The 14,618-nt window shown below is 65.1% G+C and carries 11 protein-coding genes; 7 read left to right on the top strand and 4 right to left on the bottom strand.

Annotated elements, in window-relative coordinates; genetic code table 11:
* Window position 1: 1 nt before the first annotated feature.
* The 4 genes from CO669_RS19975 to ugpB all read right to left on the bottom strand — a co-directional run bounded on the left by CO669_RS19975 (window position 2) and on the right by ugpB (window position 5,658).
* On the bottom strand, window positions 2-1,015 hold the full coding sequence (locus CO669_RS19975; RefSeq protein WP_097661658.1) for an ABC transporter permease: 1,014 nt from the start codon (window positions 1,013-1,015) through the stop codon (window positions 2-4).
* A 191-nt stretch (window positions 1,016-1,206) separates the two neighbouring features.
* A complete protein-coding gene (locus CO669_RS19970) occupies window positions 1,207-2,829 on the bottom strand; it encodes an ABC transporter substrate-binding protein (RefSeq protein WP_097661657.1) in 1,623 nt (540 codons plus the stop codon).
* Between the two features lie 381 nt (window positions 2,830-3,210).
* The gene (locus CO669_RS19965; protein ID WP_198964122.1) at window positions 3,211-4,152 is read right to left on the bottom strand and encodes an aminoglycoside phosphotransferase family protein; all 942 of its coding nucleotides are present in this window, start codon (window positions 4,150-4,152) and stop codon (window positions 3,211-3,213) included.
* Window positions 4,153-4,329: 177 nt separating this feature from the next.
* Window positions 4,330-5,658 (bottom strand): sn-glycerol-3-phosphate ABC transporter substrate-binding protein UgpB, encoded by a 1,329-nt coding sequence (gene ugpB / locus CO669_RS19960; protein WP_245444399.1) that lies wholly within the window; start codon window positions 5,656-5,658, stop codon window positions 4,330-4,332.
* A 291-nt stretch (window positions 5,659-5,949) separates the two neighbouring features.
* On the opposite strand from ugpB, the gene CO669_RS19955 reads away from it, so the two are divergent.
* The 7 genes from CO669_RS19955 (at window position 5,950) to CO669_RS19925 (ending at window position 14,391) form a co-directional block, all read left to right on the top strand.
* Window positions 5,950-6,960 (top strand): TRAP transporter substrate-binding protein, encoded by a 1,011-nt coding sequence (locus CO669_RS19955; protein WP_097661826.1) that lies wholly within the window; start codon window positions 5,950-5,952, stop codon window positions 6,958-6,960.
* Between the two features lie 6 nt (window positions 6,961-6,966).
* Window positions 6,967-9,045: a sensor histidine kinase gene (locus tag CO669_RS19950; RefSeq protein ID WP_245444397.1), complete on the top strand. Its 2,079-nt coding sequence runs from the start codon at window positions 6,967-6,969 to the stop codon at window positions 9,043-9,045.
* Complete coding sequence (locus CO669_RS19945) at window positions 9,015-10,760, top strand: ATP-binding response regulator (protein ID WP_097661654.1); 1,746 nt, start codon at window positions 9,015-9,017, stop codon at window positions 10,758-10,760. Before CO669_RS19950 ends, CO669_RS19945 begins: the two co-directional genes overlap by 31 nt.
* 9 nt (window positions 10,761-10,769) lie before the next feature.
* Window positions 10,770-11,507 (top strand): response regulator, encoded by a 738-nt coding sequence (locus CO669_RS19940; protein WP_097661653.1) that lies wholly within the window; start codon window positions 10,770-10,772, stop codon window positions 11,505-11,507.
* Between the two features lie 430 nt (window positions 11,508-11,937).
* Window positions 11,938-12,549 carry a sigma-70 family RNA polymerase sigma factor gene (locus tag CO669_RS19935; protein WP_097661652.1) on the top strand — a complete coding sequence of 204 codons (612 nt, stop codon included), beginning with the start codon at window positions 11,938-11,940 and terminating at the stop codon, window positions 12,547-12,549.
* A 525-nt stretch (window positions 12,550-13,074) separates the two neighbouring features.
* On the top strand, window positions 13,075-13,773 hold the full coding sequence (locus CO669_RS19930; protein WP_097661651.1) for a cytochrome c biogenesis CcdA family protein: 699 nt from the start codon (window positions 13,075-13,077) through the stop codon (window positions 13,771-13,773).
* Window positions 13,774-13,803: 30 nt separating this feature from the next.
* Window positions 13,804-14,391, top strand: coding sequence for a thioredoxin family protein (locus tag CO669_RS19925; RefSeq protein WP_097661650.1), 588 nt, complete (start codon window positions 13,804-13,806; stop codon window positions 14,389-14,391).
* Window positions 14,392-14,618: the final 227 nt, after the last annotated feature.

The raw sequence follows: 14,618 nt of genomic DNA, 5'->3' as shown, positions 1-14,618 counted from the left end.
TCTAGCCCTCCAACCTGACACGCGGATCGATCACGCCATAGAGAATGTCGATCACCAGATTCAAAAGCACGTACATCACCGCCATGGTGAGGACGAAGCCCTGCACCGGCGCGAAGTCCGACGAGATCAGCGCTTCCACCGCATAGGAACCGATGCCGGGCCAGGCGAAGACCTTCTCGACCAGCACGTTGGCGCCGAGCAAGAAGGAGAACACCATGCTGAGCGTGGTGATGACGGGCAGCATCGCATTGCGAAACGCGTAGGTGACGATCACGGTCGCCGGCGACAGGCCGCTGGCGCGGGCGGTGCGGACGAATTCGGATGCCAGCACCGCCAGCATCGAGGCGCGCGTGATGCGCGCGATCGGGGCCAGCGAGAAGATCGCAAGCGTCGTCGCGGGCAGGATCAGCTGGCTCAGCGCCGAGCGGAACGCCTCGACATCGCGCGCGATCAGGGTGTCGATCAGGTAGAAGCCGGTAACGGTCGGCGGCGCGCTGTAGAACACGTCGAGACGGCCGAGCGGCGCGGGCGACCAGCCGAGCCTGAAATAGAAGAGGTAGACCAGCACGAGGCCCGTGAAGAACACCGGCAGCGAGACACCCGCCGTCGTCGTGACGCGACATAAATGGTCGATCCATGATCCTGGTCGCGTTGCCGCGAGCACGCCGAGCGGGATGGCGATGACGACGGAGACGACGAGGCCGAGCAATGTCAGCTCGGCGGACGCCGGCAGGCGGTTGCGGATTTCGGCAGCGACCGGCTGACCTGTCGTCAGCGAGTTGCCGAAATCGCCGTGGGCGAGATCGCCCGCGTAGCGGAAGAACTGCTCGATCAGCGGCTTGTCGAGGCCGAGTTTCTTGCGGATCTGCTCGACCGCTTCCTTCGTCGCGGCGGGACCTGCGAAGTAGGCGGCGGGATCGCCCGGCAGCGCGCGCGTCAGCAAAAAAGTGACGATGACGACCCCGATCAGCGAGGGGATCGCGAACATCAGACGCTTGCCGATCATGGTCAGCATGGGACGCTCCTGATTTTGTTGCGTACGCTGCCAACCGTGCACTTCGCTGCGTTCCCTCCCCCCTTGTGGGGGAGGGCTAGGGCGGGGGGTGGCTCCGGGAGAGGTCGGCGCTTGTGGCTACCCCTCTCCCCAACCCTCCCCCACAAGGGGGGAGGGAGCCTGAAGAGCGTGCTCACCTCACCCATGTCCCCTCACCCCTTCACCAGCGCCCGATAGTCGAGCCTGCGGTGGAACCAGTATTGATAGCCGCTGATGTTCTTCTGCATCGCGACGTTGACGAAGGGCTGGTACAGCGGGATGCGCGGGATGTCGGTGAAGGCGAGATCGACGAAGCCCTTCACGTCGGCGTCGTAGGCGGCCTTGTCGCCACTCGCGGCTGCGGTGCGCGCGCCGTCGATCAGCTTGTCCATCTCCGCCGACTTGTAGCTCATGGTGTTGAAGACGGAATTGTTGCCGTGATAGCACCAGTAGAAGAAGTATTCGGGGTAATCGAGCCAGCCCGAGAACACGTTGGTGAAGAGCGGCATCTCCTTCTTGTTCAATTCGGTGCGCCAGTTGGCGCCGGGCACCTTGTTGATGGTGGTCTTGATGCCGATCTGGGCGAGAGACTCCTGCACCAGCACGCAGAGCGGCTCGTTGACGCCGGCGAAATTCAGGTCGAACGAGATCGTGGTCTCGAAGCCGTCGGCGTAGCCGGCTTCCTTCAGCAGCGCTTTCGCCTTGTCCATGTCGGTGTTGAACTTGTGCGGCTGCGGCCAGGCGACTTCGGTCGGCTTGTCCTTGGGCGCGCCGAACATCGGGTTGGCGAGACCGAACATCACGGCGTCCATGATCTTCTGGTAGGGCAGCGCATAGGCCACCGCCTGACGCACCTTCGGATTGTCGAAGGGCGGCTTGGTGACGTTCATGCCGATATACTGGATGCCGTTGGAGAACGGCAGCGACACCACGTTGAGCTTGCCGTTGGCCTTCATCTCCTGAAAATCCTTGTTCGGCAGCTCGTAGGAGATGTCGGCGTCACCGCGCTCCAACAGCGCGCGGCGGTTGCCGGCCTGCGGCACCATGCGCCAGATCACGCGCTTGATCTTCGGCAAGGGACCGCAGACCCAGTCCTCGTTGCGCTCCATGATGACTTCGGTGCCGGCGGTCCACTTCGCTACCTTGTAGGCGCCGGAGCCCGCGGTCTGCTGCTTGGTGAATTCCAGACCCCAGGGATCTTTCTCGCTGGCATTCTTCTTCACCAGCTCCGAGTTGACGATGCAGGGCACGATCACGGCGAGATCGGGGATCGTCAGCTTGTCCTTTTTCAGGAAGTCGACGCGCACGGTATAGTCGTCGATCACGACGAACTGCTCGGGCTTGGTGAGCGAGCCCGCGCTCATCTGGAAGGTCGGGAAGCCGCCGACGCTGACGGCGCGGTCCAGCGACCACTTCACATCCTTCGCCGTCACCGGCGTGCCGTCGTGGAATTTGGCGTTCTTGCGCAGCTTGAAGGTGACCGACATGTCGTCGATCTTGAATTCCTCGGCGAGCTCGCCCTTGAACTTGTCGCGGTCGTAATAAGGCACCCCGCCCGGGCCGCTCTTCATCTCGTGGCTGATCAGGCGGTCGTAGCAATTCCACGACACTTCATATCCGGGCACGTTGGTGCCGACGCCGTGGATGTCGAGATTGTTGGGGCCGCCCTCGGAGACGATCAGCAGCGTCTCCGAGCGGGCATCGGCATAGGCAGTGGAGATCACGGACGGCATTGCCGGAAGCGCCGCTCCGGCGGCCAACCCGGACACGGACTTGAGGAAATCGCGGCGCTTCATCGAAATGCTCCAACTCAACGTTTTTGGTTGGAACCGGATTCGCAAGGTTCGTGCCAAGGCTTAATGATGCGTTGCGATCGATCTAAGCCACTGTATTAAAAAGATTTTCTAGGCCGTACGGCAGAACGGCGAGAGGGAACCGCCTGCTGATTTGCATACAAAGACGTAAAAATGCTCAATATTTAAGCGATAAAAATCGCAAGCTCATTAGAAGGGCGGCAGCCCGCCCACCGCCGTCATTCCGGGGCGATGCGCAGCATCGAGCCCGGAATCCATCGGGTAGCAAGGCAAGCGAGGCAATGGATTCTCAGGTGCGCAATTGCGCACCAAAGCTCGCCGCTCCGCGGCGCCCCGGAATGACAGAGAGGGGCGGAGCGCCGCTCACCCCGCCCAGATCAGCTCCTGAAGCTCGACCAGATCGTTTGCCTTGTCCTGCCAGCCATCGATGCAGATGTGCGCGTTGAGGTCGCTGGCGCGGTGCAGCAGCATCAGGGCCATCAGCCGGCGCTTGAGCGTGGAGTCGAGCTTCGCGTAGCCAAAGCCTTCGAGCAGGCTCCTCACTCTCCCCGGCCGGCCCGCCGCCATGAACGCGCCGGGGCCGAGCAGATCGTAATCGCGCCATCCCGCCAGCACGTCGCCGAAATCGAACAGGCCGTTGAGCGACCACTGGCCGTCCTCGCAGGCGAGCAGGAAGTTCTCCGGAATGTATTCGCCGACCAGAAACACCGGCGGCGCATCCATCGGAATGAGCTTTTCCGCATCGCGCAGGAGTTCATCGAGGCCTTTGAGGAATTTCGGCGCGAGGCCGAGACGCGTGTGCCGGACCTTGCAGCCCTGCATCTGGGCACGCATCAAGTCGTTCCAGCGCGGCTCGATCTCCGCGAGCGGACCGAGAGGGACGCGCTGGACGCTCGCGATGGTCTCGCCGATCTGGCGCAGCAGGCGCTCTTTCTGGTCTTCCGGCAATTGCGCCCACACTTCCGAGCCGAGCGTGCCCGATAGCCGCGTGATGACGAGATAGGGCCAGCCGTCGCGCGCGCCCTCGGCGACGATCTCGGGGATCGGCAGATCGAGATGGTCTTTGAGCTGCATCAGCGAGCCGCGCTCGGAGACGAATTGCGCGCGCAGCAGCGGCGGGAAGATTTTCAGGATCAGCTTGTCGCCGAGGCCGACGACGAGATTGGTGCCGGTCGCAAAGACTTGCGCCGCGCTGGTATCGAGGCCGTGCCCGCGCGCGATGTCGAGCGCGATCGGCAGCCATTGCGCGGGATCGGAACGGAAGGCGCGGAAGCTTTCGGCGTCGGTGAAGTTTGACAGTGTCATCGGCTTACATTCTTGAAACAGTATCCGTGCGGCCATCCTTCGAGACGCCCGCTTTGCGGGCTCCTCAGGATGAGGAGCTGATTGCGCAGCGGCATTGACAGGCGCTGCTGAGCCTCATCCTGAGGAGCCCGCCGGAGGCGGGCGTCTCGAAGGACGAGGCGTGCGCACCGATCACTCCTACCGGTCCGGACTCGCACGCTCGAACTGGCGCAGCAGCTTGTTGCCGCGCTCGACGGCGGAATCCAGCGCGGACTGCGCGCTCTTCTGGCCGGCGAAGGCCTGCTCCAGCTCGTCCTCGATCGCGCCGCGGATCAGCACGAAGGAGCCGAGCCTGATGCCCTTGGAATTCTCCGTCGGCGGATGCAGCGTGATCTCCTCGAACGAGATCGCCGAGCCCGGATTGCGCTCGTAAAAACCTTGCGCGCGCGTCAGCTCGGACGCGGCGCGGGTGATCGGCAAATAGCCGGTGTTCTGGTGCCAGGCGGCCTGCACGCCGGGCTGCGACAGATAGGCGAAGAAGCGCGCCACGCCCTTGTATTCCTCGCGCGGCCGGTCGCGCAGCACCCACAGTGTGGCGCCGCCGATGATCGAGTTCTGCGGCGCGTCCTTCACGTCGGGCCAATACGGCATCATGCCGTAGCCGATCTCGAACTTCGAATTCGCCCTGATGTCGGCGCGCGTCGCCGAGGAGCCGATGAAGATGCCGCATTCGCCGCTCTGGAAGCGCGGTTCGGCCGCTTGTCCGCGGCCGCCATAGTCGAACGTTTTCGTCTTTTGCCATTCGGCGAGCTGGGCGATGTGCTTGACCACGACCGGATTGTTGATGGTCAATTCCGCGTCCAGCCCGGCAAAGCCGTTGCCGCGCGTCGCCAGCGGCAGATTATGGAAAGCGGAGAAATTCTCGACATGGATCCAAGACGGCCAGGACGTGGTGAAACCGCACGCAACACCGCGGTCGCGCAGGCGCTTGGCGGCAGCGCCCAGTTCCGGCCAGGTCTTCGGCGGCGTCTCCGGATCGAGGCCGGCATCGCGGAACATGGTCTTGTTGTAATAGAGGATCGGCGTCGAGGAATTGAACGGGAACGACAGCAGGTTGCCGGCCGCATCGGTGTAATAGCCGGAGATCGCCGGCAAATAGTCGTCCAGCGAGAACGGCTCGCCCTGGTCCCGCATCAGGCTGAACACCGGATAGATCGCGCCCTTGGCCGCGGTCATGGTGGCGGTGGCGACCTCGTTGACCTGGACGATCGCAGGCTGGCTGCGCGAGCGGAAGGCGAAGATCGCGGCGGTCACCGTCTCGGTGTAGTTGCCCTTGTACGCCGGCACGATGCGGTAATCGGATTGCGAGGCGTTGAAATCGGACGCGAGTTTTTCCAGCTGCTTGCCGAGTTCGCCGGACATTGCGTGCCACCACGCGATGTCGGTGGCGGCGCGCACCGGCGCGACCAACGAAAGCGCCGCCAGAGCGGCGGCGACGATTTGCACAAGGCGTACTGCTGACGTCACGATGCTCTTCCCACCTCGCGCGGCAAAGGCGACCTGCGCCTGCTTACGGCGCGGCCCTGCCGGTTTCAACCGGAATGAGTCCCGGCCGCGCCGCACAATTACCCCGCGGGCCCGGAGCGGGATGGCCTTCCCCCACCCATCTGCTAGAGCCCGTTCCGGTTGGAACGGGCTCTCGATTCCTGTTCTGACGCGTTTTCTTTACGCGAACCGGTATCCACTTCGCTTGAAAACGCTTTAGATTGCATTGAACCTTTTGCTCCCGCCATAGACTCCACCACTGAGGGGTTGAGTGTGCCAGTGCTAAGCCGTGCCGAACTCTCGCGGACCGGGGTGATTGTCGTCGCGCTTCTGCTTGCCGCAGTCTCGATGAGCTTGCGCGCGACGGGCGCGGTTGCGCGCGAATTTCGCGCCGCCGACACCCAGACCGAGGATTATCCGACCGTCCAGGCGCTGCGCTACATGGGCGCCCTGATCGCCGAGCGCAGCGGCGGCCGCCACGAGATCAAGGTGTTCCACTCCCGCCAGCTCGGCGAGGAAAAGGAGACCATCGAGCAGACCCGGGCCGGCGCGATCGACATCAACCGGACCAATGTCGCCCTGATCGGCAACTTCGTTCCGGCGATGAACGTGCTCGCCATGCCGTTCCTGTTCCGGTCCATCGAGCACATGCAGAAGGTGCTGGACGGGCCCGTCGGCGGCGAGATCCTGAACAGTTTCGAGCCCTATGGCTTCGTCGGGCTCGCGTTCTACGATTCCGGCGCGCGGTCGATCTACAACGGTGTCCGCCCGGTGAAGAGCCTCGCGGATCTCAAGGGATTGCGGATCCGGGTGCAGCAATCGGAGTTGATGAGCCAGATGATCCGCGCGCTCGGGGCCGAGCCGGTCGAGCTGCCCTATGGGCAGGTGCTCACCGGGCTCGCCAACCATTTGATCGACGGCGCCGAAAACAACTGGCCATCCTTCGTGACCACGGACCATTACAAGCATGCCGGCTACTACTCGCTCACCGAGCACACGATGAGTCCCGAAGTGCTGGTGATCTCGCTGAAGGCCTGGCAGAGCCTGTCGCCGGACGACCAGAGGATCTTCCGGGAGTCCGCGCAGCGCTCCAGCCGGTTCATGCGCGAGAAATGGCGCGACCTGGAGGAGCAGTCGCAGCGCAAGGCGCAGGAAGCCGGCGTCACCATCATCCGGGAGATCGACCGCAAGCCGTTCGAGGATGCGATGGTCCCGATCTACGCCAAGGCCGCGCGCGATCCCGCCGCGGCCGCGCTGATCGAACGCATTCGCAAGGTGGAGTGAGCCGCGTTGGCTGCACTTGGACATCACGAGCATGTGGACCGGCCGCCCGGCCCGATCGGGCGACTGCGCGCGCGCCTGGTCGGCCTGCTCAGGGCGGTGCCGATCCGCTGGCGCATCCTGTCCATCGCCGCGCTGAACTCCGCCGTGGTGGTGGTGCTGGTCGCCATGATCTGGAACGGCGCACAGGTGCTGGGCTCGGCCTGGGACGACGTCCGCCAGGTGCGCGAGTCCGACCGGATCCTGGCCCTGCTCGAAAGCGAGACCGGGCGCCTGCAGAACCTGATCCACCGCTACATCAACCAGCCGAGCCCGGACCTGTTCGCCGAGATCCTCTTGCTGCGCGAGGCGGTGCTGGGCACGCTGACCAACCGCGCCGCCAAGGACCCGATGCTGGCGGGCTCGGTCGAGGAGCTGGAGCGCACCACCGACCGCTTCCTCAACGGTTTCGGCGAGCTGCGCGGCGTGCAGGCCACCATCGCCAAGACCTATGAGGACCAGGTGCAGGGCCCGGCCCGTGACATGGCCGGCCTCTATTCCATCATCGAGGGCGCCACCGGCCATCGCGACGCGCTGATCTGGCCCTCGCTCGGAAAATCCCGCGAGGCCTTCACCGCGATGCTGGTGGCGGCCAATTCCTATTATCTGTCGCTGCAGACGGGCGCGGCCGACGACGCCCGCCGCAACACCGAGACGATCGAGAAGACCATCCCTGTCATGATCGATCTCGCCGACAACGACCTCCAGCGCATGGCGTTGCAGCGGCTCGGGGCCCGCACCGCCGCACTGCGCGAGGGCTTTGCAAAGCTCTCCGAGCAGCTGGCGAGCCGCACCGAGCTCTTGCGCAACACCATCGACGCCAGCCAGGCCGAGGCGATCGGCGCCATCGACGACCTCTCCACCAAGATGCGCCAGCGCGAGCAGAAGGCGCAGGAGACCTTCGACCGCACGCTGGCGGACATCTCCCGGCGGGTGCTGTCGATCGCGGTGATCTTCCTCGGCATCATCCTCACCGCCGGCGTGATGATCGCACTGTCGATCCGCCTGCCGCTGCAGCAGATCATGACCGCGATGCGCGCGATCACGCTCGGCGATCTCGACCGCGAGGTGCAGGGCACCAAGGCACGCGACGAGGTCGGGGCCATGGCGCGCGCGGTCGAAGTGTTCCGCGAGAATGCGATCGCGAAGCGGCAGACCGAGGACGAGCTGCGCGCCTCCAAGGAGAAGGCCGAGAGCGCGCTGCTCGAGCTCAACACCGCGCAGCAGAATCTGATCGACGCCGAGCGGCTGGCGGCGCTCGGCGGCCTCGTTGCCGGCGTCGCCCACGAGGTCAACAACCCCATCGGCATCAGCCTGACGGTGGCCTCGAGCTTTGCCCGGCGCACCGAGATCTTCGAGGCCCAGCTCAAGGGCGACGGCGGCCTGCGCCGCTCGCAGCTGGAGGAATTCGTGCAGTCCTCGCGCGACGCCTCGCAGCAGCTCGTCGCCAATCTCCAGCGCGCCGGGGAGCTGATCCAGTCGTTCAAGCAGGTCGCGGTCGACCGCTCCCATGCCGAGCGGCGGCAGTTCTCGCTCAGCGAGGCCACCGACCAGATCATCGCGAGCCTCAGGCCGGTCCTGAAGCGCTCGCCGATCACGCTGCAGGTCGACGTGCCCGAAGGGCTGCTGCTGGACGGCTATCCGGGCTCCTATGGCCAGATCCTGACCAATCTCTTCCTCAACGCCGCCAACCACGCCTTCGCCGACGGGCGGGCCGGCACCATCACGATCTCGGCGCGGCCGCGCGGGACCGAGGACATCGAGATCATCTTCACCGACGACGGGGCCGGCATGACCCCCGACGTGCAGCGCCAGGCCTTTGACCCTTTCTTTACCACCCGGCGCAATGAAGGCGGGACGGGCCTCGGCCTGCATATCGTCTATAACCTCGTCTCCCAGCAGCTCGGCGGCCGCATGATGCTGGAATCCAAGCTGGGACAAGGCACTACTTTTCGCATTATCATGCCCCGGGTCGCCAAGGGCGGCGCGCAGAGCACAGAAAGTGACGGGACTTCTCAATGGCCGAACAGGACGATGTCCTCCACCTGATCGACGATACCGGTACCGCGTCGGAGGATAGCAACGCCCGGAAATGGAAGATCGCGGTCATCGACGACGATCCGGCGGTGCATGACGGCACCCGTTTTGCGCTGTCCGACTACAGCCTCAACGGCCAGAGCCTGGAGATCCTGTCGGCCTATTCCGCGGCGGAAGGCCGCAAGCTGATGGCCGAGCACGGCGACATCGCCGCCGTGCTGCTCGACGTCATCATGGAGACCGACGTCGCCGGCCTCGAGCTGGTCGAGTTCATCCGCAACGAGATCCGCAACGAGACCGTGCGCATCATCCTGCGCACCGGCCAGCCCGGCCAGGCGCCGGAGCGGCGCGTGATCGTGCAGTACGACATCAACGACTACAAGGCCAAGACCGAGCTCACCGCCGACAAGCTGTTCACCTCGCTGACCGCGGCGCTACGCTCCTATCAGCAGCTCGAGCGCATGGTGCAGACCCGGCGCGGGCTCGAGATCATCATCGACGCCGCGTCCACGCTGTACGACTTCAAGTCGATGCAGCGGCTCGCCGAGGGCGTACTGACCCAGCTCGCCTCGCTGCTCAACGTCGACTGCGCCGGTATACTGGTTTTGCGCGACAATGGCGGGATCGACCCCGAGCTCTCGGTGCTCGCCGGCAGCGGCTGCTACAGCCGCTTCATCGGCACCACGACCTCGAAGGCGCTCGACCCCGAACTGCGCGAGATGGTGGAAGCCGCGTTCCAGCGCCGCAAGAACGAGTTCGCCGACCACCGCAGCGTGATCTACTTGCGCACCGGATCCGGCCGCGAGGTGGTGGTGCTGCTCCAGGCCGAGCGCGAACTGTCCGAGACCGACCGCTCGCTGGTCGAGATCTTCTCGAGCCGGCTCTCGATCGCCTTCGACAACGTCATCCTCTATCAGCAGCTCCAGGACGCCAACACCCAGCTGGAGGACCGTGTCGCCCAACGCACCCGCGCCCTGATGCAGGCCAACCGCCGCCTGTCCGCGCAATGGCTGCGGCTGCAGCGCGCCAACGGCTTCAAGAACGAGATTTTGGGCACGGTCGCGCACGATCTGAAGAATCCGCTCGGCGTCATCCTCGGCCGCACCGAGATGCTGAAGGAGCTGATCTCGACCGGCGCCTCGCAAGCCGGCGTGGTCGCCCAGGTCGACCACATCCGCGACGCCACCAAGCGCCTGACCACGATGGTCGACCATCTGATCTCGGACGCGATGGCCGATGCCTTCGACATCACCATCCGCCGCGAGCCGGTCGACGTCGCCGCCCTGGTCAAGGAGGTCGCCGAAGCCAACCAGCCGCTCGCCGTCAACAAGCAGCAGGCCATCAGCGTCACCGCGCCGCCCAACATCGTCACCATGTGCGACACCGACCGCATCCGCGAGGCGATCGACAATCTCATCAGCAACGCCATCAAATACTCGCCGATCGGCGGCAAGATCGACGTCGCCGTCAGCCATGAGGGCAACGACACCATCGTCCGCGTCAGCGACGAGGGCGCCGGCCTGTCGCCGGAGGATCTCGGCCGCCTGTTCGGCCGCTTCCAGCGGCTGTCGGCCAAGCCGACCGCCGGCGAGAGCTCGACGGGGCTCGGGCTCTCCATCGTCAAGCGCATCGTCGACATGCATGGCGGCGAGGTGACCGCCGACAGCGACGGGCCCGGCAAGGGCTCGACCTTCACCATCACCCTCCCCGCGACCGAAATGCCGTGATGTAAGACCATGACCCAAAGCCAGCACATCATGATCGTCGACGACGAGGCCCCGGCCCGGGAGATGGTCGGCGATTATCTCAAGATGCACGGCTTCACCGTGACGCTGTGCGACGGCGGCAAGTCGCTGCGCGCGGCGATCGACGGCGGCATGCCGGATCTCGTCGTGCTCGACCTCAACATGCCCGAGGAAGACGGCCTCTCGATCATCCGCGACCTCAAGAGCCGCATCAACGTGCCGGTGATCATGCTGACGGCGACCGCAAGCCCGATCGATCGCGTCGTCGGCCTCGAGCTCGGCGCCGACGATTACGTGGCAAAACCCTGCGAGCTGCGCGAGCTGATGGCGCGCATCCGCTCGGTGCTGCGCCGGAGCGTGCCGGCCAAGGCCGCCGCGCCGGAAGCGGCGGCGGCGAAATCGGACAAGGAGCAGTTGGTACGGTTCGGCACCAAGTGGCTCGACCTCGAAGCCCAGGCCTTGCGCGACGACGAGGGCAACGAGCATCCGCTGACCGCATCCGAGTTCGGGCTCTTGAAGGTGTTCGCGGCCAATCCGAAGCGCGTGCTGTCGCGCGAGCGCCTGCTCGAGCTGGCCAATGCACGCGACGCCGAAGCCTTCGACCGCGCGGTGGATCTGCGCATCATGCGCATCCGGCGCAAGATCGAGCCCGACCCGGCCAAGCCCGCCGTGATCCGCACCATCCGCGGCGGCGGCTATCTGTTCTCGCCGCAGGGCGACAAGGCGTAGGCGGGCGGCAAATACGGCTGTCATCCCGGGGCGCGCACAGCGCGAGCCCGGGATCCATAACCACAGGGAGTGGTTATGCGCCGAGTTGGTCACCCCGAATCTTCGCCAAACCTCTCCCTGTGGTTATGGATCCCGGGTTCGCTTCGCGCCCCGGGACGACGGCGGTGGGGTTGGCGCGGCCGAACGCAATCCCCCGCAATACGTTCCCCGCGGCTTCTAGCGCTCCAAACCGCGCTTCCCGTATTTTCCGTACATTGAAATTCCTCAGCTTTTTGCTCCGAATGTTTCGTCGCGCCCCTTCCGACGAAACAATTTGGCGGCGCACGAAACCATTTTCCTCTTTTCGTGCAGACGTCCCGAAACGTTGGCTCATTAACACTTTGGTCCAAGGAAACGCCGCTCGGTTGCGGCGCTACGGGGAGCCAAGTCAATGCGGAACGTCATCGCCATCAACGCCCAGGCCAGCCAGAGCATCATCGCCGCTCAGGCGACTTCGGACGACATGCTTCTCGAAAGCATTGCCGACGGCAACCGGACGTCGATGCATATCCTTTATTGCCGGCACAATGTGCGGGTGTACCGTTTCATCCTGCGCATCGTGCGTGACGCCACCGCGGCCGAAGACCTCGTCAGCCAGGTGTTTCTGGACGTCTGGCGGACCGCCGGCCAGTTCCAGGGCCGCTCGCAGGTCTCGACCTGGCTGCTCTCGATCGCGCGCTTCAAGGCCCTGACCGCGATGCGCCAGCGCCGCTTCGAGGACATCGACCAGGAGGACGTGCGCCAGATTCCCGACGATTGCGATACGCCGGAGACCTCGCTCGACCGCAGCGACACCAGCGCAATCCTGCGCGCCTGCGTGCAGAAGCTGTCGCCCGCCCATCGCGAGATCATCAACCTCGTCTACTATCACGAGAAGTCGGTGGAGGAGGTCGGGCAGATCATCGGCATCCCCCAGAGCACCGTGAAGACGCGGATGTTCTACGCCCGCAAGCAGCTGGCCGAGTTGCTTAAGGGCGCCGGCGTCGAGCGTTTCGCCGCCTGACCCAATGATTTCAAGGGGATAGGGCCTGATACAGGGCCCTGCCCCGGAACACGGAAGTGTTACCGCCGACGAAACAATTGAAACAAACCACAACATCAGGCGGAAAAACTTCCCCCCTATAAAGCTGACATACGGTTTCGTTAAACCTCCCAAGACCTCCAGCGACCCGGACGATGCCCCCGTCCGGGTCGTTTTGTATTTGGGGGTGCTCGAAGCTGCCGACCTGCCGTGTGGTGGCCACGTCGAGTGAGGCGGCCACACTCTCTCATTCCCTCCCCCCTTGTGGGGGAGGGGCAGGGAGGGGGGTCCACACGGGGAATCTCTCGATTTGCGCGCGACACGATCGCGTAGACCATTTGCTGGGCCACCCCTCTCCCCCGCCCTCCCCCAAAAGGGGGGAGGGAGCGGACTGCCGCTGCGGCGGACACGGTGCCTCACAGACAGCCGCCCGTCACGAAGGCGTGACGCGGCGTAACGACCACCCCGCCACACGCGAACTGCCCTCGTGACCTCCACGAGTGCGCCATGCTCGACCTTCTCTTCGCTATCCTCGCCGGCATCCTCACCATCGCCGCGCCCTGTACGCTGCCGATGCTGCCGATCCTGCTCGGCGCATCGATCGGGCGCGCGGGGCATCTGCGTCCGGCGATGATCGCGCTCGGTTTCGTCGTTTCCTTCTCGGCGGTCGCGCTGCTGCTGGGTGCGCTGACGCGCCTGTTCGACTTCGATCCGAACGTGCTGCGCGAGGCCGCGTCGGTCCTGCTGCTCGGCTTCGGCCTGTTGATGCTGTGGCCGGCGCCGTTCGAATGGCTGTCGATCCGGCTCAATGGCTGGCTCGATCTCGGCAACGCAGGCGGCACGCAGCGCGAGGGTGCGCTCGGCGGGCTCGTGCTCGGCACCACGCTGGGCCTGGTCTGGACGCCCTGCGCCGGCCCGGTGCTCGGCTCGATCCTGACGCTGGTTGCGACCCAGAAGAATGCCGCCTGGGCCGGCACGCTGCTGGTCGCCTACGCGATCGGTGCTGCGATCCCGATGCTGCTGATCGCCTATGGCGGACAGGCCGCGACCACGCGCGTGCGCAGCATTGCGCGGATCTCGCCGCGGCTGCAGCAGGGCTTTGGCGTGGTCGTGATCGGCTTCGCCGTTGCCGCCTATTTCCAATACGACACGCTGATCGTGGCGTGGCTCACCGGCTTCTACCCCACCGGCCAGATCGGCCTGTGATCACCGCAAAGCTCCCCGGAGGACGCTACCGTGACATTCAAACTGCTCGCCGTCTCCACCGCCCTGATCGGCATGGCCGTCACCGGCGCTGTCATCCCCGGCATCTGCGACGAGGCTGCACGCGCGACGCCTGTCGTCACCGCCCCCGCAGTGCCGATCGAGGTCGCCGCCGCAAGCCAGCAGTCGGCGCCCGACTTCACCGGTATCAACACTTGGTTCAACTCCAAGCCGCTGAGCCTCGCCGACCTCCGCGGCAAGGTCGTGCTGGTCGACTTCTGGACCTATGGCTGCGTCAACTGCGTCAACACGCTGCCGCACGTCACCGAGCTCTACGCCAAATACAAGGACAAGGGCCTCGTCGTGGTCGGCGTGCACACGCCGGAATTCCCGTTCGAGCGCTCGGCCGCCAACGTGCAGGCCGCGCTGAAGCGCCACGGCATCACCTATCCGGTGGCGCAGGACAATGATTCCAGGACCTGGAACGCCTACAGCAACCAGTATTGGCCGGCGCAATACATCATCGACCAGACCGGCAAGATCGTGTTCCAGCACGCCGGCGAAGGCCGCTACGACGAGATCGACCGCACCGTGGCGAAGCTGCTCAACGCGAGCAGCTAGGCTCGCACGGACATCGCGCGGCCGGCTGCGGGTGACGCCCTTGTTGCTTGACTCCACGGACCCGTCCGTGGAGTTTTCGCGCGCAACGGAATCAGCCGCCCGCGATGGACGACGCGACCACCAGCACCGACATCCGCCTTCGTGAAGGCGCCTCTATTGCGCAGCGGCTGGTGATGTCCGCTTTTGCGGCGGCCGTCGCGCTGTGCTTCACGCCGGGCCTGTTCACG

The organism is Bradyrhizobium sp. Y36 (genome assembly GCF_002531575.1).
Taxonomy (GTDB): domain Bacteria; phylum Pseudomonadota; class Alphaproteobacteria; order Rhizobiales; family Xanthobacteraceae; genus Bradyrhizobium.
This window is presented reverse-complemented; position numbering and strand designations above follow the sequence as displayed.

Excerpts from the sequence above, each read along its gene's own strand:
- CO669_RS19975 (WP_097661658.1), bottom strand. The coding sequence starts at position 1,015 with ATGCTGACCATGATCGGCAAGCGTCTGATGTTCGCGATCCCCTCGCTG.
- CO669_RS19970 (WP_097661657.1), bottom strand. The coding sequence starts at position 2,829 with ATGAAGCGCCGCGATTTCCTCAAGTCCGTGTCCGGGTTGGCCGCCGGA.
- CO669_RS19965 (WP_198964122.1), bottom strand. The coding sequence starts at position 4,152 with ATGACACTGTCAAACTTCACCGACGCCGAAAGCTTCCGCGCCTTCCGT.
- CO669_RS19945 (WP_097661654.1), top strand. The coding sequence starts at position 9,015 with ATGGCCGAACAGGACGATGTCCTCCACCTGATCGACGATACCGGTACC.
- CO669_RS19940 (WP_097661653.1), top strand. The coding sequence starts at position 10,770 with ATGACCCAAAGCCAGCACATCATGATCGTCGACGACGAGGCCCCGGCC.
- CO669_RS19935 (WP_097661652.1), top strand. The coding sequence starts at position 11,938 with ATGCGGAACGTCATCGCCATCAACGCCCAGGCCAGCCAGAGCATCATC.
- CO669_RS19930 (WP_097661651.1), top strand. The coding sequence starts at position 13,075 with ATGCTCGACCTTCTCTTCGCTATCCTCGCCGGCATCCTCACCATCGCC.